The sequence below is a fragment of the Candidatus Palauibacter sp. genome (assembly GCF_965197445.1).
GTDB lineage: Bacteria > Gemmatimonadota > Gemmatimonadetes > Palauibacterales > Palauibacteraceae > Palauibacter.
Map to the genome: position 1 here is coordinate 20,937 of NZ_CBDANE010000002.1, position 23,013 is coordinate 43,949.

Here is a 23,013-nt window from a genome sequence, read left to right on the forward strand (position 1 = left end):
GGGCCGACTCCCCTTCGTGTATGGTTTCATAAGGGTTCTGCGGACCGCGGCAGCGTGTCAACTTCGACATCGGCCGCGGCGGCGGCGCGGGGCAGCGCGGCCCGCGCCTCGAGCTCCTTGATCGCACTCGAGATCGCCTGACCCGTGGGGTTTCGCGCGCCGGTGCTCCTGAGGACTTCGCGGAGCCGGGGCAGCGCTTCCACGGCGTTGATCTCCGCGAGCGCGTTCGCCGCGTGCGTGCCGGAGACCCCCTCGAGCGCTTCGCCGAGCGCCTCGATGACCTGCGCCCTGTATTCGCCGTCGTACGCCTTGAGACGACCGAAGTCGCCGCCGAACGCCCCGGCCACGATGTCGACCAACTCCCCTTCGCCCAGGTTCCTCAACGCATCCGCGACCCTGTCGCCCACGCGTGCGCCGTCGGCCTCTCGCCTGTCGCCTAGAAGACGGATGAGGGGGCCGGCCGCCGTCCGGTCCTGAATCCGGGCGAGTGCTTCGATGGCCCGGGCCGCGAGCAAGGGGTCCTCGTCCCCGAGAACGGACGCGAGGGCCGGAACGGCTGCGGGGTCCCCCAGCCGTCCGAGTGCGGCGGCGGCGTCGCGACGCGGTCCATCGCCTTCCCAGAGGATGTACTTGTCCTTGATCCGGCCCGCGGGCGCACGCAGGCGCCGGATGTGGATCCGGACATCGTCCTCATACTCCTTTCCTTCGTGACAGACCTGCTGCAGGACCTCGGCGAAGAGGTCGAACAGGGTCCGGAGCTGCGCGAGATCCTTGATGGTCCCGGTCGATCGGAAGTGGAGTTCGTCCACCCCGGCGGGGAACTTGCCGAACAACCCGTCGTGCCCCTTTACGGACAGGTGAATCTTCGGCTGGGCATCAATGAGATGACGGATCTTCCTGTTGTCGAAGAGCCGCCGCACGCGCCGCGCCGCATTGCTCTTGATCACGAAGTCCCGATCGAAGCGAGTGTGGCCGACCTCGATATCCTCCATGCCCAGCGCCTTCCCCAGCTCGCTGAACAAGCCCGCCCGGTAGATCTCGAACCTGAAGCCTTCCGGATTGAAATACGGAGCGCGAAGCCTCGTGAAGGTCTGGTGCGTGTTGCCGGTGCTCTGCGTGTACGTGTCGAGCGTGATGATCCAGTCGTCGGTACGAGCCTGGACGGCAGATTGGGTCAACAGGCCTCCTTCGTGGAACTGCCCACCCACGTCTCCGGAGAGCTGACGCCAGATCTCATCACGACTCGGCCCGAACAGGGCTTTGAGCAAGCTCATCGCAGTCGTACCACCGGGTGCCTGACCCTCAGGTCGGTCTTCCGGTGCAGGTCGTGAACGGTTACACACAGCCAGCGGTTCTCGTCCACCGAGTAGGTTACGCGCAGCCGGGGTGCCGTTCCTCGGCCGGCAGGGTTGAGAGGCAGCGCCGGGTCAGCCTCGTTGAGGCACAGGCAGAAGGCCCGTTCGCCCGCGGTCCCGGGCACGAAATAGCGGGAGCCGTTGGCCCGCTCGGTCCAGTCGACCGGACGCCCGGCGACGCGCCCGACCTCGCAGATGAAGAGGTTGATCTGTTGCTGGCCATCGAAGCCGGGGGCGTAGTAGCGCGTCACGAAGTTGTCGACCGTCGGGAAACTCGTTCCACCGGGGATGAGCAGCTCGTACTCGGCCTCCTTGTCGTCGTCCGGCAAGACGCGAAGCGCATAGTCGTGGTAGATGAAATCCTCGACGTGCGCGCCACCCGCAAAGATGCACGCACCCCGAGCTACGCTCGCGAAGGGAAGCCACTCCCGTACCTTCTCCCGGCCGAGCACGTCGCCCACGACGTTGCGCACTTCCGGAAGGAGGGTGGACCCACCCTCGAGGATCACATCGTCGATGTCGTCAGCGGGTACGCCATGCCGGGTCCGCAGCTCGGTGAGCAAGGCGCCCAGGAGCTCCCGCATCCGCGCGTACAGGCCGTTCTCGGCGAGAATGTCGCTCAAGACCTTGTAGTCCAGCTTCCCGTATGATTCGTTGCGGAAGGTGAGGTCGCCCTCGCTCCCCGCGCTCGCGAGCAGCTTCACGCGCTCGGCCTCCCATCGGAGCGCGACCTCCCATTCGGGCCAATCGTGCAGGGCCGTCGGGACGAACCGCTCCAGAATCCAGCGGTCGACGTCGTCGCCGCCGAGTTCCACGGCCTGTTTCGCCAGCACCTCCGCCCGGCCGGTCTCCACCGTCCGCGCGCCGTGGGTCCTGACGACGGCGGCCTCCATCGATCCACCGCCAAAATCGAAGGCTACGAGCGTGGTGGGGCGTCCGACATCCACGCCGTAGCCGAGCGCGGCCGCGACGGGCTCGTCGAGCGTGCGGAACACGATCCGGGTTGGCTTCCCCCGGAGGCGCGCCCACATGCGCTCCCACCAGCCACGGTGCTTCAGACTCCGGATGATCGCCTGCAGCTCGGCCCGGTACGTCTCGTAGAAACCGCTCGGCGTGGCGATGGTGACGTCGGTGATGTCTTCGCCGAATCGCCCCTCGAGGACGCTGATGACCTCCCGGAGGAAAAGCGAAGCGACATCCTGAGCGGTGAAGATCCTCCCGTCCGCGCGCGCCATGGCCCGACCGCCCTCCGTGCCGAGGTAGCGCTTGAAGCCGCGCGCGAAGCCCGTGGCCTGTCCGTCCCAGTTATAGGTAACGGCCTGCTGCCCGATCAGGACGTGCTCACCGTCCCGGTCCATGACGCATACGCATGACGGCATGACCGGTGTCTGCGTGAGGGGCTCGATTTTCGCGAGGTCCGGCAGGTTCACGATGTGGGGCCGGCCGGACCGGTCTTCGCAGATGGTCGTGTTGGACGTGCCGAGGTCGATGGCCCAGTGGGTCGTCATGCCACGACCTTGCGCCGACCCGGCGGTGCGCTGACATCGACAACGAGAACCGTGATGGTGCGACGCTGTTCCCGTGGAATGCGGTCGATCAACCTGTCCCGAAGTTCATCCGATGACTCCGGACGGGTGCCTGCGGGGGGTGCTCTTTTCAAGTGGTCGGCGCCGAACCAGAAGACCAGGTAGATCCCGTAGCCGCCCGACCTCGGGTCACGCGTGTACCTGGCGATCAGCTGCTCTTCGATGGCACTCCAGAGATCCCTGCTGTCCGTCTTCTTGACTTCCACGACCACGGCATGGACGCCGTGGACCGCAATGATGTCCGACCGATTGTCCTCCGCATGGTGTCCTTCCGGCTGGGCATCGACATCGTGCGCGTCCAGCAGGAGTTGGAGATCCGAGAGCAGGGCGTCCCGGCAGGGATCCTCGGGCTTGGGCTTGTCGACCTCCCTGCCTCTTGGATCGTCCGGGTCGGTGTGCCAATACTGCTGCCAGGTATCGGTATTCCCGTCGCGGATTCTCGTGGCCAGTTTCACCAGCTTGTCGGAGACCAGCGCCGATAGGTCGGCCGCGCTGGTCGGCGGACCGCCACAAAGCGCATCCCGTATCTGACGTACGGTGGGAGCCTCATAGGTCGAAATCCGGTGCTTTGCCGCCTGCTCGTCACGAGCCCGAAGGAGCATCGCGTGCCAATTCTTCAGAGTCGGGTCGTCCGCGAGGTCGGAAAGGGCGGCGATCGCCTCCTCTTCCACTCGGCCCGCCAAGGTCTTGACCCAGGCGTTCATGAGAGGGTCCACCTTCAGCTCGGTGGCAAAGCTGCCGCTGGCCATGAACTGGGCGGAGGAGTCACGCAGATCGTCCCATGGCAAACGCAACTCTCGCCCCACGACCTGAATGAGCGCAAGCAGGTCGGCGGTTGACCAGTCCTGGTTAGGCAGGGGCTGTCTGTCCTGAACCAGGAAATCGACAAGATGACGGATCCGTCGCGTCTTCCGGCCCTTGGACACGAAATCGAAGAGTCTCGGAAAGCACGCTTTGGGCTCAACAAACAGGCCTGCACCGAGCCAGTGCGCCTGCTGGGCCACATCCATCCCCTTGCGACGCAACCTGCGCCGGACCAGCCGGCCCAGCTCATCCCGGGGCATGAATCTTAGGGCAGCCCACAGGATCGGGCGAAGCGCCTCTATCTGGGGCTCGGTGCAGCTGCTGGCGAACGGACTGAACATCCTCGGCACGGCGAGCGGCGCCACCAGCTCGTATTCCGCCTTTGTCGCCAGGTCGTACAGGTGCTGATCGGGGAACTCCTTCGCGCGGACGCGCGCACCGTGCACGGCGGCGAAGGCGTCGGCGACGGTCTGCGGGTGGGTTTCGAGAGCCTGGAGGAACCAGCCAGGCCGAGTATCCTCCGACCGGCTGAAGAGCCTAGGGGTCGGATGGCGTCTGGTGGGCAGGCCGGAGAGCAGATAGAAGCCCAGGGTCCGGCGGAGGGCTCCTTCGTTCAAACGCTGAAGCGGATCCTCACCCGCACGCTCGTCCTCGGCCAGGCCGGCCAGGAACGGGAGGGAAAAAAACGACGTCAGGCCCTGTTCGTGAAACCGAATGATTCTGTCCAGACCCGGAAGATCCGTTCGGCCCGCGAGGCCGCGGAATCCCCGGATCACAGCTTCGGGGAGATCCTGGTCGGACGCGCGGCTGGAGGCAAGATGGCGCCCCAGCTCCTCGCAAGGCTGATCGGGACCGCCTTGCTCCACGCCATTCCAGTAGACGCGTCCCAAGTCGTGAAACCGTCCTGACGGTGTCTGACCCGCCTCGACGGCAGCAAGCTCTTCGCGGATGGACGCGAGATACGCTTGGCGCCGCTCCCGGACCTCCCGGTATCGCGGGGACTCGCGTAGCTCAGCTTCATGTGCAGCGTACTTGGCCTCTGCCGTAAGGCGCTTCTCGTGCCACTCCCGCAGCAGCGGAGTGCCCTGTACAGCAGCCACGACGGCATCGTCGGATACCGGTGGTCCCCATTCCCTTCGTCGCGTCACCGCCCAGCATGCGAGCTCGATGGCAGCAGGCGGATTCGTCCTCGCCAAGGCGACCGCCTTCTCCAGACACCATCCGCGAAAGCCGGCCGGTGCTTCGTCGCCCAGGAACTTCACTCCGATCGGATGATCGAGCATCCTCTCCCTGGGCAATGATGCGTGGCGCTTCAGAGCCTCCAGAATCAGTCCGTGCTGGATTTCGCGATGCTCGCGGAGCCAGCGGTAGATCCGGCCTTGTTCTTGCACATGGCGGGAGCTCACGCCGACGTTCCGGCAGTGAGCCGGCACCAATTCGGCCCGTTCGTAGTGGGCTTCCACGACGTCAAACCACTCATACAGTTCGGAGACCTCCATCCCCTCGCCGAACAGCTCAAGGCCCCTGGCCAGCAGGCGAAACACCACCGACTCGACATCGTTCTGCGCGAGGAGGAAGATCAGCTCTTCAGCCCTCGCAACCAGGCCATCGAGGAGCGATCGTATACCCTCCGGTGCCGACTCCTTCACCAAGTGCTCTGTCCAGAACGCCTCGCCCTTGCCCCTCGGGACGGGGCTCACGGCCGGGTCGTCCGGAGCGCGGTCGTCAACGTGCCACATCCGCATCGCGCAGTCCCACACCTCCCCGGCGGCGATGTGCTGCGGATACAGCCGGGTCAGCAACTCGCCGCGCAACTCGCCGTCCTCGTCTTCCGGGATCCGGCCCTCGTCGATTTCGCGTAGCAGACCGAGCAGAATCGGTGGACCGTCTGCTTGTTGCTCCAGCAGATGGATGAGCGCGACCAGCGCCCGCTGCCTGACGGTCGACCGCCAACTGTCATCTCGCAGGACCGCAGGGAGGATCTCGCGCGCCGTGGGTGCCGTGTAGCCGCTTCGCGGGGTCGCCGCCAAACCCCGGAGGAGGAGGCCAACCAGCCCCTGCCGGGCATCGGATGGGTCCGGGGTCCGAAGCATGTCCCACAACAGGTCTCGGGCCGGACCGGCCATGAGGGCGGCGAGAGAAGCGGATGAGGCCGACTCCCCATGATGCGCGAGCTGTTCCTCCACACCGCTCAGCAGAAGTGCCGTGTCGTGGCGGTCGAAGCCCCCCGCGTCCCCGAGGAAGGCCACGCCGACCGGGTCGGATTCGATGAGGGGGCGTCGGGTGTCCGGGTTCCTTGCCGCCAGCCACACGGAAATGCCGCGCAGGTCGGGCATCAAGACCCCGTCGATCCCGCGCATCCAGGCCAGGACTCTCCTCGCAGGCACATGATTTTCCCGAATTGCACGGTCCAGGTACTTCCCGGCGAGAAACTCGGCGATGCGGCGGTGACGTGGCTGCCTTCCAGCCTCATCGGTTCCCGTGAACAGCTTGCTGTCCAAAGCGAACTTCAGCAGAGGCTGGTCCCGGCCCGCCTCGCTCAGGGCCGGAAAGTCGTCGTCGCCGGGGCCACGCCGCGACCAGCCGGACGTGCCGGTCAGCAGCAGGATTGCGCACAATCTACCTGCAGCGAGCACCACTTCATCGCTCGCGAACGGGTTGCCATCCCGGGCATCCAAGTGCCCTTGGTTCGTTTCCCTGGCCAGTTTCTCGCAAGCCCACTCGAACGCGGCGAGCTGGCCGTTGGGCCAGGATCTGGACGTCTCGGCCTGGATCACGATGTCAAGCAGGAGGGGGTTCTGCAGGAAGACCTCCAACCCGCTATCCACGGCTTTCCAGAGGAAACCCTCGCGATCCGGGACTTCGGCGGCGGCCAGAATCCGGCGGGCATCCTCCACGGTAAGAGGATCAAGCCTCAGTAGGTGCAGCTCATCACGGTCGACAACTGAAGTCAGTTCGTGGAAATCGTTTCGCCCCAGCCAGGAATCTTCACGACAGGAAAGCCTGAAGGTTGGCTTGCCCAGCTGTTCGAGCCGGCATACGAGCGCATCCAGGGGCTCGCGCGGATCGCCACCCTGGGCACGAACCTCATCGAGACCATCTATCAGGAGGGTCCCGTGTCTCCACTCCGGATGGGCGTCGAGGCTCCGGCGGATGAAGTGGCGGGCGGTGACCTCGACTCCGTTCTCGTCGTGCCCTCTCTCCAGTTTGAACGCCTCGGACTTACCGGATCCCGGCTCACCCAGGAGCACGTAGCCACTTGCCGACCGGAAGTCCGACAGCTTTTCGCCCTCCGACACCCACCTTCCCTCCCGCCATCGCGAGACCGTCCGCTCAACGAGCACGGTGGGCCTCCTCCAGCCAGAAGTCGGCGGGTTCGGACAGGAACTCGTTGAACGGCACCCCTCCTGTTCCCACTACGAGCCGCTTCGCACCAGGAAAGCGGTCTTCAAACGCCTCCAGACCGGCAGTGCGACCGCCCCGGCGACCGCTCTTCACCTCGATCGCGAGCAGTTGCCGGCCCGATGCGAGCACGAAGTCGACCTCCCGGGCTCCGTCCCGCCAGTATCGGAGCTTGACGATCCTGTCCGGCGGGAGGGTGTTGTGCAGATGGGCTCCCACCGCGCTCTCGCACAGCCGTCCCCAGAAGGCGCCGTCGTCCCTGACGCGCCCAAAGGGATAGGCGTATCCGGCGGTCATGATGGCGGTGTTCAGCACGTTCAGCTTCGGGGTCGACCGCTTCGACAGGTGCGGCTTGGCGCTGTACTTCTGCAGTCCTGTGATCAGGCCCGCGTCCGCGAGCAGGTCCAGGTAGCGGGCCAGCGTCGTGGTGTTGCCCGCATCGTCCAGCTGACCCTGCAACTTCCGGTAGGAGACGACCTGTCCCGAGTAGTCGGGGGCCAAGTCCATCAGCGCACGCATCAGCGAGGGTTTTTCGACCCGTGTCAGGGAAAGGATGTCGCGGTCGATCACCGGGTCCATGATGGCGTACCTGATATGCCCCCTCCACCGGGTGGCATCGCGAATGTGGATAGCGGCTCCCGGATACCCCCCGAAGAAGATGTATTCGTCCAGCGTCACCCCGAATGCGCGCTGCATCTCCTCGAGCGACCAGTGCATCACGGGGAAGGGATCGAACCGGCCAGCCAGGCTCTCATGCATTCCGGTCAGCATCGCCCATGGGGCAGACCCCAGGATGACCACGCGCAGCCGGCAGCCAGTCCGGCGGTCGCCGTCCCAAAGGCCCTTGACGATGCTGGACCAGTTCCGAATGCGCTGGACCTCGTCAAGCGCCAATACCAGACCCTGGGGGGAACGGTCCGCGGCCGCGCGAGCCCGGCTCCAGGTCGAAACGAGCCATTCCGGTCCGGGGGCTCGGCCGGGAAGCGGGGTCGCCGCATCAGGGGGCGCAGTGTCGAAGGGCTGCTCGTCCGGCGTGGGATCGTCAACGGCGACGTACCAGCATGGGAGACCACTCCTCCTTAGTTCCTCCCGGGCTTGAAGAACCATGGTCGTCTTCCCCGTCTGCCGGGGACCGGTGACGGCGACTAGACGCATGGGACCGTCCTCGGTGAGGAGGTCGATCAGGCGGGCTACGAGGGGACGGCGGTAGGTCGGTAGGTCGGTCATGGGGCTAATGATAGACTATTGAGCAAAAATGCTCAATAGTCCACCAGAAGCATGAGCTTCAAATTCGACCGCACGCCACCCAAGGCACGATGGCTTGGGTGGGGACATGTCAAGATTGCTCCTCCCCCTCCTTGCTGCCCGCGAATGACGCCTTCCTCCGCCGCGTCCTCTTCTCGTACGCCGCCCCCCGATACTCGCCCACTGCACGGTTCATACTTGCGAACACGGTGTGCACACTTCCCTTGTCCGTCCGGAAGTCCTGGACCGACCCATCATCCATCCGAAGCCGCCCGGCCTCCTCGGTGATGAGATGTCACCGGTCGGGGGCGTCCAGATACTCGCGTTCGCGGCCAATGGCATCGTGATCCACTCCTGCACCTCGAGGTTGTATTCGGACAGGGCTAGATCGCGAGTATGGTAGCCGTCGGCGGTGCGATAGACGTAGGGGCTCGCGGTGATGGTGCCAGCCTCGTCCGTTAGCGCGGCGGCACTGCCGTAGAACGCGGGGTGGCCTTCCAGGTAAGCCCGCAAGCGCTCCGCATACGCGGCTGCGTCGGCCGGTCGCTCCGCCACCAACTCCGCCACCAAGGTGTCGAGGGCGGCAATCACCTCGGTCTGCAGCGCCTCCTGGGCGGGCGCGCCGACACGGCAAGCCTGGGTGGCACCGAGGGTAAGCAGCAGGAGAGTCCCGGCGATCGTGGGGCGCATGGTGCCTGGGTACACGCTCGAGAGTGGAGTGATCGGGGCAGGCGGAAACTCTATGGCGTTGGCACACGCGCGACAATACGACGATGAACTGTTTCGCGCGCTCTCCGTAGCTGTCCTGGTTGGCGCCCAGATCAGCGCCAAGGAGGCCGCAGACGTCAGGACAGCCGGAGCGCGGCGCGGAGCAGGCGCTGCTGGCGGCGGGCGTGTTTGCCGAAGTAGCCCTCGGCGGGGCTGGCGCGTTCGGGGCGGCCGATGTAGACGGGCTCACGGCCGATGAGTTGACGCAGGTACGGCCGCATGAAGGTCCAGGCGCCCATGTTCTCCGGCTCCTCCTGAACCCAGCAGATCTCCGCCGTGTCGGGATACGGAGCCAGTGCCGCCTCCAGCTCCTGCGCCGGGAACGGATACGGCTGTTCCACGCGGAGGATCGGAATATCGCGTTCGGCAGGGGTCTCGGCGAGCAGGTCGAAGTAGACCTTCCCGCTGCAGATGAGGACCCGGTCCACGCGGTGGGGCTCGACGGTCACGCCCTGGTCCCCCAGCACCGCGCGGAACATGTCGCTCGTGAGATCGGCGAGCGACGAGCGGGCCCGCGGGTGGCGAAGCAGGCTCTTGGGCGTCATGACGATGAGCGGGCGGCGAGTGGCGCGCAGCGCCTGCCAGCGGAGCGCGTGGAAGTACTGCGCGGGCGTCGTGCAATTCACGACGCGGATGTTGCCCTCGGCGGCGAGCTGGAGGAAGCGCTCGAACCGGGCGCTCGAATGTTCCGGCCCCTGCCCCTCGTACCCGTGCGGGAGGAGCAGGACGAGCCGGGATTCCAGGCCCCACTTCGACCGGCCCGACACGACGAACTGGTCGATGATCGCCTGGCCGACGTTGGCGAAGTCGCCGAACTGCGCTTCCCACAGAACCAGCGCGTCCGCCGCGATGGTGGAGAAGCCGTACTCGAAACCGAGCGTGGCGATCTCGGACAGTGGGCTGTTCGCGATCTTGAGCGGCGCCTGGCCGGCTTCGATGTGTGCGATGGGGGTATGCCTGCGCCCGTCCTCGGCGTCGTGCAGCACAAGGTGGCGATGGCTGAAGGTGCCGCGTTCGGTGTCCTCGCCGGTAAGCCGGACCGGAACTCCCTCGGTGAGCAGACCCGCCAGGGCCAGGGCTTCCGCGTGGCCCCAGTCGATGGCCTCATCGAGCGCGGCGCGGCGGCGCTCCAGTTGCCGCCGCAGCTTGTGGAAGGGCGTGAAGTCTGCCGGCCAGCGATGGATCGCGTCGTTGAGTTCGCGCAGCCGGGGCTCGGCAATGCCCGTCGACCGGGCCTCCTCGGCCGGGTCCGTAAGCAACCTCCGGTCAAGGGGCGCTCCGGTGCCCGGGTCCGCTTCCTTGTGCGCTGCGATCGCTCCGCGCGCCTCTTCCAGTTCGGCATCCACCTGTTTCACCATCGCGTCGGACTCGGCCTGCGTGAGGAGGCCCCGCCCGACCACGACGCGGGCGAACTGTTCACGAACCCTCGGGTGGGCCGCGACCCGCTCGTACATCATGGGCTGCGTGTACGACGGTTCGTCCCCCTCGTTGTGGCCGTAGCGTCGATAGCCGACGAGGTCGATGACCAGATCCTCGCCGAACTCGAACCGGTAGTCGACGGCGAGCCGCACCGCCGCCATACACGCCTCGGGGTCGTCGGCGTTCACGTGCACCACGGGGAGCCGGAAGCCCAGCGAAAGGTCGCTCGCGTACCGGGTCGAGCGGCTGTCGCCCGGGAGCGTCGTGAAGCCGAGCTGGTTGTTCGTGATGATGTGGATCGTGCCACCCGTCTCGTAGGCGCTGAGCCGGCACAGGTTCAGCGTTTCGGCCACGACCCCCTGCCCCGCGAAGGAGGCGTCGCCGTGGATGAGGATGGGGAGGATCGCCGACGCGTCACAGGACTCACCGGTGAATCGTGCCGCCCTCGCCATGCCGAGCACGACAGGGTTCACATGCTCGAGATGGCTGGGATTGGGGGCGAGCCGGACGTCCAGCGAGACTTCGTCCTCCGCGACCTGTGACCTGCCCCCGACGTGGTATTTAACGTCCCCCGACCCATGCTCCGGAAGCGCCGTCATGATCCCTCGCGCGGCTTGCTCCTCGAACTCGGCCACGATCGACTCGTAGGATAGCCCCATGACGTGGGCCAGTACGTTGAGGCGTCCGCGGTGCGCCATGCCCACGAACACCTGCCGCGCACCACGCCGACCGGCGCTCCCCACGATCCCTCGCAGCATGGGGACGATCATGTCGAGGCCCTCGACGGAGAACCGCTTCTTGCCGAGGTAGGTGCGGTGGAGGAAGCGCTCGAGTCCCTGCACGCGGGTGAGCCACTCGAGGCAGCCCCTTGCCCGCGCGCGACTCATGAGGAGCCGGTGGCGGTGCGACTCGATGTAGTCCACGAGCCAGTCGCGCTGGGTCGGGTTCTCCATCTGATCGAGTTCGTAGCCGATCGGGCCGCAGTAGATCTCCTCGAGGCGGTCCAGGACCTCGGCGGCGTTGTCCCCCAGGTGCTTGAGCCAGACGGCGGAGGCGGGGACTCGCGCGAGCTCCTCGCGGCGGATGCCGTGGTATTCCGGTTCCAGCAACGGATGTCTCGGAGGCGTCGACCCCAGGGGATCGATCGTCGCACCGAGATGTCCGTACGCGCGATAGGCCTCCACCAGGGCGCCCGCGATGGCGGCGAGCCTCAGATCCTCCGTGGCCACCACCTCGGCGACCGCTGGCGTTGGGGGAGGAGCGGGAGGAGGCAGGATCTTCGGCGGCACCTCGAGCGCCGGCGCGGCCGCCGGGCCCCAGCCTGCCAGCGGAGGCGGGATCAGACCCCGGTCCCGAAGCGACCGTTCGTAAAGCCCCTCGGCGTATCCCGCGTTGTACCCGTCCGCCACCCAGCCGGAGTCCCCGGCGCCGCCGTCTCCGTCGTTGTTGTTCATCAGCGATGTGACGCGCCGGTCCCGTGTCCGTGTTCGACGTTCTCGCCGCCCGCCGCGCCGGACAGGCTGCGGTACACCGTGTCGAGCCAGCGCTCCGTCGAGATGAAGCCGCCGCCCCACTCCGCCCACTCGTCGGAGACGCCCTCGCCCTGGACCTGCTCGTTGCTCATGCCCCCGTCGATCTTCCCGCGCACCATGGCAATCGTCTCGGTAATCATCCGGTGGTACGTCCTCAGGTCGTCCACCGAGGAAAGCGGACCATGCCCGGGGATGATTCGGATGTCGGCGGGTACATTATCCAGCACGCCGGCGATGCCGCGCGCAAGCCCTTCCACGCTCCCCCCGTTGTCGATATCGACGAAGGGGAACCTCCCGGCGAAGAAATCGTCTCCCATATGGAGCACGTTGGAGCCCATGAAATAGATGAGCGCGTCCCCGTCCGTGTGTCCGTTCGGAATGTGAAACGCCCGGATCTCTTCGCCGTTGAAGTGGATCGAGAGCGCTTCGTCGAACGTGACCACCGGGAGCGCCTCGTCGGGCGACCCGCCCGCCACCAATCTCGAGCGCACATTGGTGTGCGCCACGATCGTGGAGGCCTCACCGAACTCCGCGTTGCCGCCCGTGTGGTCGCCGTGAAAGTGGGTGTTGAGCAGGAAGCCCGGCTCGGCGGCCTCTTCGGACTGGCCCACTTCGCGCAGCGCGTCGCGAATCCTGTCCGCCAGAGGCGCGAACTGGTCGTCGACCATCAGCACACCGTCGGGACCCGACGAGACGCCGATGTTCCCGCCCGACCCCACCAGCATCCAGACGCTGCCGGCGACGTGCGTGGCCTCGATCCGGACGGCCGAGAAGTCCTGCTGCGCAAGAACGGGGGTGGAGGCGATGCCGCTCCACAGGGCGGCAAGGACGAGCGATCGAACTCTGATGCGATTCATGGCACAGACTCCTGAGTACGGACTGTTTCAGCGGGCGGGCGCTCGAAGATGCGTCCACGATGGCCCCTTGCCAACTGGCGATCCGCTGCAGGGCCCCGCAGCGGGCGAGGCAAGTTCCTCCTGCCGGCCCCGCGCTACCGGGAAGGCACGTGACGCAGGGTCCCGCCGAACGGATTCACACCCACGGGATGTCGGGCCGCGACGACGCCCGCCCCGCCCGCGCCCACGTCGATGACCGCGACGTCTGCGCCACCGGAATTCATCACGTAGAGCTTGCTCCCATCGGGCGAGAAGAGAGGGAACCCCGGACCGGGCCCGAGCGTGACATGACCTGTAACTTCCCGCTTCTCGACATCGATGAGCGCCACATTCTCCGTGTCGTTCCGCGTGGACGCCGCGAACCGTCCGTCGGGCGAGATCGAGATCCGGCCCGCTCCCCGGCCTCCGGTGTCGATCGTCTCGAGTACCTCGTCCGTCGAGGTGTCGATCACCGTGACGGTCCCGTCGTAGTCGGAGTGTACCCACGCCTCCCCGTCCGGCGTGAAGTCGACGCCGACCGGGCCACCGGGCACGTCGATGATCTTCACGATCTCGTCGGTACTCGTGTCGATCACGACGACGCGATCGTCATCCCGGTGCGGGTAATACAGCTTGTCGGTCCGCGGGTCGATGGCGAGGAAGTGTCCCCCTTCCAGGAGCAGGTCGATCTTCCCGCTCACCTCGCCGCGAGACACGTCGTACACGACGAGACCCGGGACCTCGGACCACTCGACGCCGACGTACAGCTTGGTCCCGGCCCGGTTCAGCGCGACTCCGTGCGGGAGCGCGGATTGGTTCGTGACGACCTCGGGCCCGAGTTGCCGCGCCTCCGGAGGACGATGGAAGTGCTCCGACTCGATCCTCCCCTTCTCCTCGAACGTGGCCGCGTCCAGGATCACGACGTAGGGGGGGTCGCGCGGGATCGCCACGAAGATCGTGCGGCCGTCGGGCGTCACGACGGCTTCGTGAGGCTGATTCTCGGCGGTGAACTGGTTGACGATGCGGCCGGTCGCCGGATCGAGTTCATAGGCCGTGAAGTCGGAGTGGCTCAGCGCGATGATGGTATGGTCCTGCGCCGAGGCCGAGCCGGCTCCGCAGAGCACAACGCCCGCGATCGAGGCGAGGACAAGCCGTCTCAGCGACTCGGTGGCCGTTTTCGGGAAGACTCGGAACATGACGTGCTCCTCCAGTGGGGTCCGCAGCGGCGTCTGGCCCCGACCGGAACCCTTGACCGCTCGACAATCCGCAAAGCACACTGCGCGAAATGCGCAGCTATATCGTCTTTATTCTTCTCCTGGGTATCAAGGCCGCGGGCAGAGTCTTCTGCAAGGTGCGGCTGGAGTGGGTCCGTGAAGTCGACGACCCGTGGTCGGGACTGCGCGTACTCGTCCTGCTCAATCACACCAGCCTGTTCGAGCCCGTGCTCCTCGCCGCGGTGCCCAGCCGGCTGCTCTGGCAACTGGCGGCTCACGGCGTCGTGCCGGTGGCGGACAAGACGGCAGAGCGACCCGTAGCGGGGCGACTGTTCCGACTCATTGCGCGCCAAGTGGTGCCGGTGACCCGCGAGCGCGATGACACGTGGACGGACGTACTGGACCAGATCCGGGATCCGCAGGCCCTGATCGTCATCTGTCCCGAAGGGCGCATGAAGCGCCGCACGGGGCTTGATCTCGCCGGGAATCCCATGACGATCCGGGGCGGCATCGCGGATATCATCGCGCTGCGACCCGGAGGCCGGTTGTTGATCGCCTACAGCGGGGGTCTCCACCACATACAGGCGCCCGGCGAACGGTTCCCGCGCCCGTTCCAGCGAGTATGGCTGGGGGCGGAAGTCGTCGACATCGAGACCTACCGCCAGAGGCTGGTGGGATGGTACGGTGCCGATTCGCTCAAGGGTGCCGTCATCCAGGACCTGACGCGCCGGCGCGACGCGTACTGCAACCGTGCCCCCGAGCCGGCCGAGTAGACGGCCCTCAGTCGAAACGGACGCGCGTCCAGACGCCGCCCGGGCCGACGGTCCAGGCCCGTCCGCCGATCACGACCAGCGAGATCCGGCTCGCGTTTCGGATGTCCGCAACGGGATTTCCCTCGATGACGAGGAAATCCGCGCGCTTGCCGATCTCGATCGTCCCCCGTTCGTGCAGCTGGCCGAGGGCCGTCGCAGCGTTGCGGGTGGCCATGCCGATGACCTCCAGCGCGGGGATGCCGGCCTCCACGAGGAGTCGCATCTCGCGGTGAAAGCCCTCGCCCCACGTGGTCGTCCGCGGAGCGTCCGAGCCCACGAGCATCCGGACGCCGTGGCCGTACAGGGTCTGTACCAGCGCCTGCGCCCTGGGCCAGACGGCCGCGAGTTCGGCCCGTTCGGCGTCCGATGCGGGAAGGCAGCCAATGGCGGCGGGGGGGCAGTCGAGCGGCGCCGCCGCGCTGGCGAGAAGCGGGGCGAGCGAAGCGTCGTTCGACAGCAGCGCGGTGACGGCGCGATCCACCTCGGGTCCGTCGGGCTCCAGCCGCCGGAGCCATGCCACGTGACTCCGGGTCCCGCCGCCGGCCGCGAGCGTCTCGAACGCTCCCCGCTCGTCCTCCGGCAGCAGATCGGAGTCACCGGATACCAGAGGGCTCGCCACGGCAGCTCCCGCGCGCAGGGCGAGGAGCCAGCCCCCTTCCCGTCGGTCGGCCCACAGCGGCACCTCCGCCCGTCGCGCGGCGCGGGCGATGGGTACCAGCCACTCCTGGGGCACCCTCGGGGAGACGGAGATGAACTCGGCCCCATCCTCCGCCTGGCGCGCCACCTCCCGGACGGCGTCCGCTTCCGACTCCAGCGGCATGCCGCGCGCCTCGCTCCCGGCGTCCAGCACGGGCCCGCCGACGTAGACGACCGGAACGGGATCATCACCGAAGCCTCCTCTCCCCCGCTCCTCGAACACATCCATGGGCATCGCGGCGTCCCGCACGCCGGTGATCCCGGAGGCCAGCAAAGCCCGCAGGTCGTCCGTCGTCCGTGGCGACGCGTGGACATCGATGAACCCCGGGAGGAGATAGGCGCCCGAGAGATCCACGAGGGCCGTCCCCTCCGGCACCGCGATGGAACCCTGAGCCCCGATGTCGCGGATCCGGCCGCCCCACACGAGAACGGCGGAGGAGGGGCGCGGCGGCCCCCCGCGGCCGTCGATGACCGTCACATTGACGAACACCTCGGCACTCGCCGCGGGGAACGGGTCCTGCGCGCCCGGGGCTCTCCCGGGCAGACTCACGAGGCCCAGCAGCGCGGCCAGCGCTGCGACCCCCCATCCCGCCGGCGTTCCGGTTCCCGACATCTCAGTCACGGGCCGGAGTTTGAGCCACCGTCGGATTCGGACCGTATGTAGAGCTCTCGTCTGGGATAGGGAATCTCCACACCGGCCTTCTCGAAAGCCCGCAGCGCCTGTTCGCTGATCTCGTCCGCGATGCTCCGCCTTGATCTCGCCTCCAGAATCCACACACGGAGCTCCAGGTTTACCTCGGATGGCCCAAAGCCCCGCGCGATGACAATCGGGGCGGGGTCGCCCTTCACTCCCTCGATCCCGGTGGCGATGTCGACCAGCAGTCCCTTGGCTCGGTCGATGTCCGACTCGTAGGCGACCGAGAACGGGATTCTGAGCCGGATGTCCTGACCCGACATCGTGTAATTGATGATGTCCCGCTGCATGATCTCGTTGTTGGGGACGACGACGACGAGGTTGTCGGGGTTCCGGATCTTCGTCGCCCGCAGCCCGATCTCGATCACGTCACCCCACGAGCCGGTCTCGTTGGGCGTCGTCCACAGTTCGATCCGGTCCCCCACCTGGAACGGGCGATCCACGATCAGCAGCACTCCCGCGATCAGGTTCGAGAGCGTGTCCTTGGCGGCGAGTGAAAGGGCAAGCCCCATGACGCCGGCGCCGGCGAGCAGCGGCGCGATGTTGATGCCCAGCTCCGACAGCGCGAGCACGACACCGAGCGCAACGACGATGAAGCGGATGGCCGTGTTGATCATCGGGAGCGCCGTCTTGTCCAGCGGCGTCTCGGTGCGGGTGACGACCTCGCTCTCGATCGCCGTCAGGAAGTCTCCCACGAAGCGGCTGAGCGGGAAGAACAGGACGCCGATCCAGATCGCATACACCCATTGGGCGATGGTGGGCAGTCCCCAGATGCCCAGCAGGCGCCAAATCGCCCACGCCCCGCTCGAGAGCAGCAGGGCCTGCCGGAGCAGCCGGACCGCCAGGTCGTCGAGCCTGGTCGCCGTCCGCGTCACCCAGTTTCTCTGCGCGCGGCCCAGAATCGCGCGCGCCACCACATAGACGACGCCGGCGATCAGCAGCACAACCAGGCTGGGTAGCCAACGGGGAGCCGTAAATGCGACGACCTGGCCCCACCACTGGCCAAGGTCGATCGAACTCAGGTCGAATCCAAGTGTCTCCATCACGCCTCGCTGTTCACTCGGGTCGCTCGCCGGCCCCCCCGGTTCACGATCCGGCCTCCCAATGGTACCGCGGTACACGCGCTGCGGGTAACTTGCGCTAGCGAGCGGCAGGAATCGAACCAGGAGTGAAGATGTTCGAGAGAAGGTTCCAAAAGATGTGTGCGGCGGCCGTGCCCTGTGTGGTGCTGAGCGCGGTGCTGATCGTCACCGGTTGCGCGCCGGAAGCTGAAGCGGAGAACAGGGAGAACGCGGAGCACACCGTCCTGGCGGACGGCGGTACAGGCGACGCGACACTGGCTGCGGCCATCGCGGCTGCTCCGACCATCAAGGTCTACAAGTCCCCCACCTGCGGGTGCTGCGCCCTCTGGGTCGACCATATGCGGGAGGCCGGTTTCGAGCTCGATGTGGAGGACACCCATGACATGCTCGGCGTGAAGATGGACGCGGGGCTACCGCTGCAACTTCAGTCGTGTCATACGGCGCTGGTCGGCGACTACGTGTTCGAGGGGCACATCCCCGCGGACGTGATCGCACGCTTCCTCGCCGAAGCACCGTCCGCGCGCGGCCTCGCCGTGCCGGGCATGCCGATTGGCTCGCCCGGCATGGAGTTCGGCGACCGCGTCGACCCCTACGACGTGATCCAGTTCGATGCCGAGGGCAGCACGTCGGTCTACGAGAGTCGCTAGGTCCTGTGGTCCGTCAAAGGGCGCCGAAGCGGCGCCTCCGCGTCTGGCTCCTGGTGGCCTCCCTTCTTGCGCTGGCGACCGCCACTCCGGAGGCCGCCCGGGCCCAGGACGAAGAACAGGAGATCATCGAAAACGAGGTCTATCTCGCCGAAGGCAGAGCCCTCGAGCTGAGGAGCTACGAGGATTATCCGGGGCGCGCGCGGGACGTCCACACCGAGATGCATCAGCCTCAGGTCACGATCCGGGACGATGTCGCATGGATCACCTACTATTGGACGGACTCCGGCCGTATCGGCGAGGAGCGATTCACCAGCCGGGGTAAGTCAACCCGGATCTTCGTACGCGAAGGGGGTCGCTGGCTCTGCATTCACGGCCACTACACCGCGGTGCCTTGACAGCGACTGATTTCCCCCCGTCTTGTGGGGGGGAGCAGGGTTTGTCTCACGCCGGTTCGGGACGGTAGTTTCCGTCTCCCGAAAGATCCGGCGTTTACTCCTGGACGGTCATGGGCTCTATGGACTCCAGCGACGGTCGTCACGATCACGGGCATGACCACGATCATGACCACGACCACGACCACGACCATGGGCACGGGCACCATCATCACCACGGCCATGATCACGACCATGGCCACGGGATCTTCAGCGCCCACGACCACTCGGAGGAGCTGAGAAACGCCAGCAAGCGGGACCTGACGCTGGCCCTGGTGATCATCTCCAGCTTCATGTTCGTCGAGGTGGTCGGAGGCATCCTGTCGGGAAGCCTCGCGCTCATTGCCGACGCGGGGCACATGCTTACCGACGCGGCGTCCATCGGTCTCGCGCTGTTCGCCGTGCACTTTGCGACGCGGGCCGCCTCGGTGGAGCGCACCTTCGGATACCACCGGCTGGAGATCCTGGCCGCCCTTATCAATGCCCTCACGCTCTGGCTGATCTCCGCCTGGGTAATCTTCGAGGCCTACCACCGCTTCCAGGAGATACCGGAGGTCGAGGGCGGCCTGATGCTGATCGTCGGGGTCCTCGGACTCCTCGCGAATCTCGCCGCCGCCTGGGTACTCCACCGGTCGGCGAAGCACAGCGTGAATGTCGAAGGCGCCCTGGCCCACGTAATCGCCGACCTGCTCGGGTCGGTGGCGGTCATCATCTCCGGAGTGCTCGTGTGGGCCTTCGATTGGTACATCTCCGACCCGATTCTCAGCGTCCTCATCGGCGTGCTGATCCTGCTCAGCACGTGGCGCCTGCTGGCGAAGGTCGTACATGTGCTGCTCGAAGGGACGCCGGATCACGTCGATGTGTACAGCCTCTGCCACCAGATCGAGGACCTCGAGGGCGTTACGGTAATCCACGATGTCCACGTGTGGACGCTTGCGCCGGGCTACGATGCACTCACCGCACACGTTCTGGTGGACCCCGAGCACGAAGGCGATACTGCGACGCTGCTACACCAAATTCAGGAGATCGCCTACAAGAAGTTCAATCTCCAGCACATCACGGTGCAGGTGGAGGGCACGGCAAAGCTCTGTAACGAAGACCACCACGTTGACCATCTCGTGGCGACCGCGCGGCCACATTAGAAGGAGGGTGACTCATGGACGGACACGATCACGCCTGCGAAAGTCACGACCACGAGCATGTACACGGAGAGGACTGCGGCCACGAGGCCGTGGAACACGACGGGCACACCGACTACGTCGTCGACGGGCACTTGCACCATCAGCACGGCGACCACTGCGATCACCACGGACCGGCGGCCGGTCACGATCACAGGTGCGAGGGCCATGACGACGGGCACGTACACGGAGAGGACTGCGGCCACGAGGCCGTGGGACATGACGGGCACACCGACTACGTCGTCGACGGGCACTTGCACCATCAGCACGGCGACCACTGCGATCACCACGGACCCGTCGGGCAGGACTGAGCCCGGAATCTGAGTGTTTCAGCTGATAACAGTGCTCGTGGCGCCGGCCTTCGGCGTCGTTCTTTATGTTACGCTGCACCGAAGACCGGGCACCATCCGGCTCATCGACACCATCGTCTTCATCGCGCTGCCCCTCCTGATCGCCTGGCAGGTGCTCCCCCATGTCTGGCTCGAACGCCAGATCGGGCCCCTCATCGCGGTCGGCGCCGGCATCGGCCTCCTGTACCTCCTTGAGAAACTCTCCGCGACCCTGGCCCGGCACACGGACAACACAACGATCGTGCTCGGGGTGCTGTCACTGGTACTTCACGCCCTCCTGGAGGGCGGTGCCCTTCTGGTCGGGACCTCGAGCGCTCCGTTCACGTCCGCCATCGTCCTCCACCGCATCGCCGTCGGATTGCTGATCTGGTGGCTGCTCGAACCCCGGCACGGAGTTCGGGGAGCATTGACCGGGGTCGCCGCGATCATGGTGGCGACGGTCATCGGGGCTGTTGCGGGCACGGAAATACTGCCGGACGAACATTCCGTCCTCGAGATCTATCAGGCGTTCGTCAGCGGCTCCCTGCTGCACGTGGTCCTGCATCAGGGCCGTCGCGACCATCAGCACGGACCCGGACACGCCCACGTCTGAAGGATCCGGGGTCGTCGCTGGTGGCCGGCGACTCGGGAGACAGCGTACGTCGGAGCCACGGTTGGGGGCGGTAGCCGCAGTAGGCTTCGGGCGCCGTGCCCGCGAGGAACAGTTCAGGCTCGCCTCGACACCCCCACCCGGCGCGCCGTCCGGTCGCAGGCTCGATATCGACCCGTTCCACCCCTGCGGGGAAGCGGAAATCGCGACCGCCGCGCGGTCCCAGAACGCGGATCATGAAGTCGGCAAATATCGGGAGCGCGGCCCTGGAGCCAGGGATACCAACCGGCGTCCCGTCGTCGAATCCCACCCACACGCCTACCGCCAGTTCCGGTGTGTAGCCGACGAACCAGGCGTCGCGGGAGTCGTTCGTCGTCCCGGACTTCGCCGCCACCGGACCCCGATATCCCGCGGCACGGACGCCGCTCCCGGTCCCGTGCTCGATGACACCCCGGAGCGCGGATGTGACCAGGTACGCCTCCGCCGGATTGACGACCGACTCGCTGCGGGCCATGGTCTCACGGCGCGCGGTACCGTCGCGGGCGAGCACCGTTAGCGCCGAGCGCGGAGCAGTACGCAGGCCCTCTGCCGCCAGCACCGCATAGGCCGCCGTCAATTCGAGCAGCGTGACCTCGGAGGCGCCCAGCGCCAGGCTCGGATACGGCGCGAGGGGGCTCTCGATGCCCAGCCGCCGCGCTGTCTCGATGATCCTGTCGGGACCGACCGCCAGACCCAGGCGCGCGAACGGCACGTTGCGTGACCCCTCCAGCGCCTCGCGCAGCCTGATGGGTCCGAGGAACTCGCGGTCGGCGTTCGCCGGCTTCCACACGCCGGCAGGCGTATCGAGCGCCAGCGGTTCGTCCTTCAGCACGGAAGCCAGGGTGAAGGAAGGATCTGCTCCCGGTGTCAGGGCGGCCAGCGCCACGACGGGCTTGAAGGCGCTTCCCGGTTGGCGCCGGGCGTCCACCGCGCGATTGAACTGCGACTCGCCGTACGAGCGACCGCCGACCATCGCCAGGATGTCGCCGGTCCGCGGGTCCAGGGCCACCAGCGCCGCCTGAAGCGGCCCGGCCTGTTCCCTGAGGCGGGGACGCAGGCGCTCCATGTTGCGGATCCCCTTTGACACCGCGGTCTCGGCGGCGCGTTGAAGCTCCGGCGCAAGCGAAGAAATCACCGTTGGACCGCCACCCTCCGGTTCCAGCGAAGCATCGCCGGCAGCCAGCCCCCGCCGCAGGAAATCCAGATACCAGCGGGCATCGAAGTTCCGCTCCGGAGGACGTCGAATCTCCGGATCGGCTTCGAGTTCGGCGTCGCGCCGAGCGTCGTCCAGGTGCCCGACGGCGTGCATCTGCCGCAGCACCATGTCGCGCCGGGCCCGGGCACGCTCCGGGTGGCGATGGGGCGAGTACACGCTCGGCCCCCTGACAATCCCGACCAGCATCGCCGACTGACCCAACGTCAACTCCGAGATGTCGCGGTCGAAGTAGAACTGCGCGGCGCGCCCGAAGCCGTGGATGGCGGTCCCTCGGTGCTGCCCGAGATAGATATGGTTCACGTAGGCCTCGAGCAGACGCTGCTTGGAGAACCGTCTTTCCAGCGCCACCGCGATCGCCGCCTCACGCAGCTTTCGGAGCACGGTGCGGTCCGTCGACAGGAAGAGCGTGCGGGCGAGCTGCTGGGTGATCGTGCTTCCCCCCTCCACGACCCGCCGCCGCCGGAGGTTGGAGAGCGCGGCGCCGGCGATGCGGCGAGGATCCAGCGCGCCGTGCTCGTAGAAGCGGCGATCCTCAACTGTCAACAACGCGTCGACCAGGTGTTCCGGCACCTCGTCGAGGCGGACGGGCACCCGGTCCCGGCCGTGCTCTCCGAGGGACGTCCCGATCACCTCGGGATCGAGCAGAAGGCGGGCGAGGCTCTTCCCCTCGGCGTCCCGAATCGCGGAGATGCGCCCGTTGCTCCGGAACCGCACCCGCGCGCGAATGCCGGGGTCGACGAGGCCACCGAGACGAATCGCGCGGCGGCCCAGGAGAAGATCGCGGCCGCGTGCGCTGAACTCTCCGGCTAGCGGCGTTCTGCCGGAGACCGATCGGTAGCCGACTTTCTTCAGGTGGTCGATGAGGCGCCGCGGGTCGACCCGATCGCCAGCGCGGAGGGTCCACGGTCGCGCCAGGATGCGCGCCGGGGAAGAGGAATCGAGCGCGTCGAACTCGCGTGCTATACGGGCTTCGAAGACCAGATAGCCGAGGCCGGCGGCGAGAATCGCCGCGGCTAAGAGCATGAACCGCCGACCCCTGTGCATCTTCTCTCTCGGCGGGAGCCTCCGCCGAGCCCTTC

17 protein-coding genes are annotated in these 23,013 nt (G+C 66.9%); 5 read left to right on the forward strand and 12 right to left on the reverse strand.

Features of this window, described 5'->3' with window-relative positions; genetic code table 11:
• Positions 1–26: 26 nt before the first annotated feature.
• The 8 genes from ACN9M6_RS00165 to ACN9M6_RS00200 form a co-directional block, all read right to left on the reverse strand.
• A complete protein-coding gene (locus ACN9M6_RS00165) occupies positions 27–1,274 on the reverse strand; it encodes a HEAT repeat domain-containing protein (RefSeq protein WP_419160892.1) in 1,248 nt (415 codons plus the stop codon).
• Positions 1,271–2,863, reverse strand: coding sequence for an Hsp70 family protein (locus ACN9M6_RS00170; protein ID WP_419160893.1), 1,593 nt, complete (start codon positions 2,861–2,863; stop codon positions 1,271–1,273). The genes ACN9M6_RS00165 and ACN9M6_RS00170 overlap by 4 nt, the downstream gene beginning before the upstream one ends.
• On the reverse strand, positions 2,860–7,044 hold the full coding sequence (locus ACN9M6_RS00175; protein ID WP_419160894.1) for a hypothetical protein: 4,185 nt from the start codon (positions 7,042–7,044) through the stop codon (positions 2,860–2,862). The genes ACN9M6_RS00170 and ACN9M6_RS00175 overlap by 4 nt, the downstream gene beginning before the upstream one ends.
• Positions 7,045–7,078: 34 nt before the next feature.
• Positions 7,079–8,374 (reverse strand): ATP-binding protein, encoded by a 1,296-nt coding sequence (locus ACN9M6_RS00180; RefSeq protein WP_419160895.1) that lies wholly within the window; start codon positions 8,372–8,374, stop codon positions 7,079–7,081.
• 210 nt (positions 8,375–8,584) lie between these two features.
• On the reverse strand, positions 8,585–9,082 hold the full coding sequence (locus ACN9M6_RS00185; RefSeq protein WP_419160896.1) for a hypothetical protein: 498 nt from the start codon (positions 9,080–9,082) through the stop codon (positions 8,585–8,587).
• Between the two features lie 155 nt (positions 9,083–9,237).
• The gene (locus ACN9M6_RS00190; RefSeq protein ID WP_419160897.1) at positions 9,238–12,033 is read right to left on the reverse strand and encodes a 2-oxoglutarate dehydrogenase E1 component; all 2,796 of its coding nucleotides are present in this window, start codon (positions 12,031–12,033) and stop codon (positions 9,238–9,240) included.
• Complete coding sequence (locus ACN9M6_RS00195) at positions 12,033–12,968, reverse strand: MBL fold metallo-hydrolase (RefSeq protein WP_419160898.1); 936 nt, start codon at positions 12,966–12,968, stop codon at positions 12,033–12,035. The genes ACN9M6_RS00190 and ACN9M6_RS00195 overlap by 1 nt, the downstream gene beginning before the upstream one ends.
• A gap of 134 nt (positions 12,969–13,102) precedes the next feature.
• Positions 13,103–14,182, reverse strand: coding sequence for a hypothetical protein (locus ACN9M6_RS00200; RefSeq protein ID WP_419160899.1), 1,080 nt, complete (start codon positions 14,180–14,182; stop codon positions 13,103–13,105).
• A gap of 89 nt (positions 14,183–14,271) precedes the next feature.
• Here ACN9M6_RS00200 and ACN9M6_RS00205 point away from each other — a divergent pair, with 89 nt between their 5' ends.
• Positions 14,272–14,973 carry a 1-acyl-sn-glycerol-3-phosphate acyltransferase gene (locus tag ACN9M6_RS00205; protein ID WP_419160900.1) on the forward strand — a complete coding sequence of 234 codons (702 nt, stop codon included), beginning with the start codon at positions 14,272–14,274 and terminating at the stop codon, positions 14,971–14,973.
• Between the two features lie 7 nt (positions 14,974–14,980).
• Here ACN9M6_RS00205 and ACN9M6_RS00210 read toward each other — a convergent pair whose 3' ends face one another.
• Together ACN9M6_RS00210 and ACN9M6_RS00215 are read right to left on the reverse strand one after the other, a co-directional pair.
• Positions 14,981–16,321: an amidohydrolase family protein gene (locus tag ACN9M6_RS00210; protein ID WP_419160901.1), complete on the reverse strand. Its 1,341-nt coding sequence runs from the start codon at positions 16,319–16,321 to the stop codon at positions 14,981–14,983.
• Between the two features lie 5 nt (positions 16,322–16,326).
• Positions 16,327–17,445, reverse strand: a complete 1,119-nt coding sequence (locus ACN9M6_RS00215; protein ID WP_419160902.1) for a mechanosensitive ion channel family protein — start codon at positions 17,443–17,445, stop codon at positions 16,327–16,329.
• Positions 17,446–17,576: 131 nt separating this feature from the next.
• On the opposite strand from ACN9M6_RS00215, the gene ACN9M6_RS00220 reads away from it, so the two are divergent.
• The 3 genes from ACN9M6_RS00220 (at position 17,577) to ACN9M6_RS00230 (ending at position 19,704) form a co-directional block, all read left to right on the forward strand.
• Entirely contained in the window at positions 17,577–18,131 is a 555-nt protein-coding gene (locus ACN9M6_RS00220; RefSeq protein ID WP_419160903.1) for a DUF411 domain-containing protein, read from the forward strand.
• 53 nt (positions 18,132–18,184) lie between these two features.
• Positions 18,185–18,526 carry a nuclear transport factor 2 family protein gene (locus ACN9M6_RS00225; RefSeq protein ID WP_419160904.1) on the forward strand — a complete coding sequence of 114 codons (342 nt, stop codon included), beginning with the start codon at positions 18,185–18,187 and terminating at the stop codon, positions 18,524–18,526.
• Positions 18,527–18,645: 119 nt separating this feature from the next.
• Complete coding sequence (locus ACN9M6_RS00230; RefSeq protein ID WP_419160905.1) at positions 18,646–19,704, forward strand: cation diffusion facilitator family transporter; 1,059 nt, start codon at positions 18,646–18,648, stop codon at positions 19,702–19,704.
• Here the strand turns inward: ACN9M6_RS00230 and ACN9M6_RS00235 are convergent.
• Positions 19,701–20,030: a hypothetical protein gene (locus tag ACN9M6_RS00235; RefSeq protein WP_419160906.1), complete on the reverse strand. Its 330-nt coding sequence runs from the start codon at positions 20,028–20,030 to the stop codon at positions 19,701–19,703. The two genes, ACN9M6_RS00230 and ACN9M6_RS00235, sit on opposite strands and share 4 nt — an antisense overlap.
• Positions 20,031–20,064: 34 nt before the next feature.
• Here ACN9M6_RS00235 and ACN9M6_RS00240 point away from each other — a divergent pair, with 34 nt between their 5' ends.
• Entirely contained in the window at positions 20,065–20,682 is a 618-nt protein-coding gene (locus ACN9M6_RS00240) for a hypothetical protein (protein ID WP_419160907.1), read from the forward strand.
• On the opposite strand, the gene ACN9M6_RS00245 is transcribed toward ACN9M6_RS00240, so the two are convergent.
• Positions 20,603–22,978 carry a PBP1A family penicillin-binding protein gene (locus ACN9M6_RS00245; protein WP_419160908.1) on the reverse strand — a complete coding sequence of 792 codons (2,376 nt, stop codon included), beginning with the start codon at positions 22,976–22,978 and terminating at the stop codon, positions 20,603–20,605. The genes ACN9M6_RS00240 and ACN9M6_RS00245 overlap by 80 nt on opposite strands.
• Between the last annotated feature and the right edge of the window lie 35 nt (positions 22,979–23,013).

What these genes read in the sequence shown, in the direction of transcription:
- ACN9M6_RS00215 (WP_419160902.1), bottom strand. Translation starts at nt 17,445, where the DNA reads ATGGAGACACTTGGATTCGACCTGAGTTCGATCGACCTTGGCCAGTGG.
- ACN9M6_RS00195 (WP_419160898.1), bottom strand. Translation starts at nt 12,968, where the DNA reads ATGAATCGCATCAGAGTTCGATCGCTCGTCCTTGCCGCCCTGTGGAGC.
- ACN9M6_RS00230 (WP_419160905.1), top strand. Translation starts at nt 18,646, where the DNA reads ATGGACTCCAGCGACGGTCGTCACGATCACGGGCATGACCACGATCAT.
- ACN9M6_RS00170 (WP_419160893.1), bottom strand. Translation starts at nt 2,863, where the DNA reads ATGACGACCCACTGGGCCATCGACCTCGGCACGTCCAACACGACCATC.
- ACN9M6_RS00220 (WP_419160903.1), top strand. Translation starts at nt 17,577, where the DNA reads ATGTTCGAGAGAAGGTTCCAAAAGATGTGTGCGGCGGCCGTGCCCTGT.
- ACN9M6_RS00190 (WP_419160897.1), bottom strand. Translation starts at nt 12,033, where the DNA reads ATGAACAACAACGACGGAGACGGCGGCGCCGGGGACTCCGGCTGGGTG.
- ACN9M6_RS00205 (WP_419160900.1), top strand. Translation starts at nt 14,272, where the DNA reads ATGCGCAGCTATATCGTCTTTATTCTTCTCCTGGGTATCAAGGCCGCG.
- ACN9M6_RS00210 (WP_419160901.1), bottom strand. Translation starts at nt 16,321, where the DNA reads ATGTCGGGAACCGGAACGCCGGCGGGATGGGGGGTCGCAGCGCTGGCC.
- ACN9M6_RS00180 (WP_419160895.1), bottom strand. Translation starts at nt 8,374, where the DNA reads ATGACCGACCTACCGACCTACCGCCGTCCCCTCGTAGCCCGCCTGATC.
- ACN9M6_RS00245 (WP_419160908.1), bottom strand. Translation starts at nt 22,978, where the DNA reads ATGCACAGGGGTCGGCGGTTCATGCTCTTAGCCGCGGCGATTCTCGCC.
- ACN9M6_RS00185 (WP_419160896.1), bottom strand. Translation starts at nt 9,082, where the DNA reads ATGCGCCCCACGATCGCCGGGACTCTCCTGCTGCTTACCCTCGGTGCC.
- ACN9M6_RS00165 (WP_419160892.1), bottom strand. Translation starts at nt 1,274, where the DNA reads ATGAGCTTGCTCAAAGCCCTGTTCGGGCCGAGTCGTGATGAGATCTGG.
- ACN9M6_RS00200 (WP_419160899.1), bottom strand. Translation starts at nt 14,182, where the DNA reads ATGTTCCGAGTCTTCCCGAAAACGGCCACCGAGTCGCTGAGACGGCTT.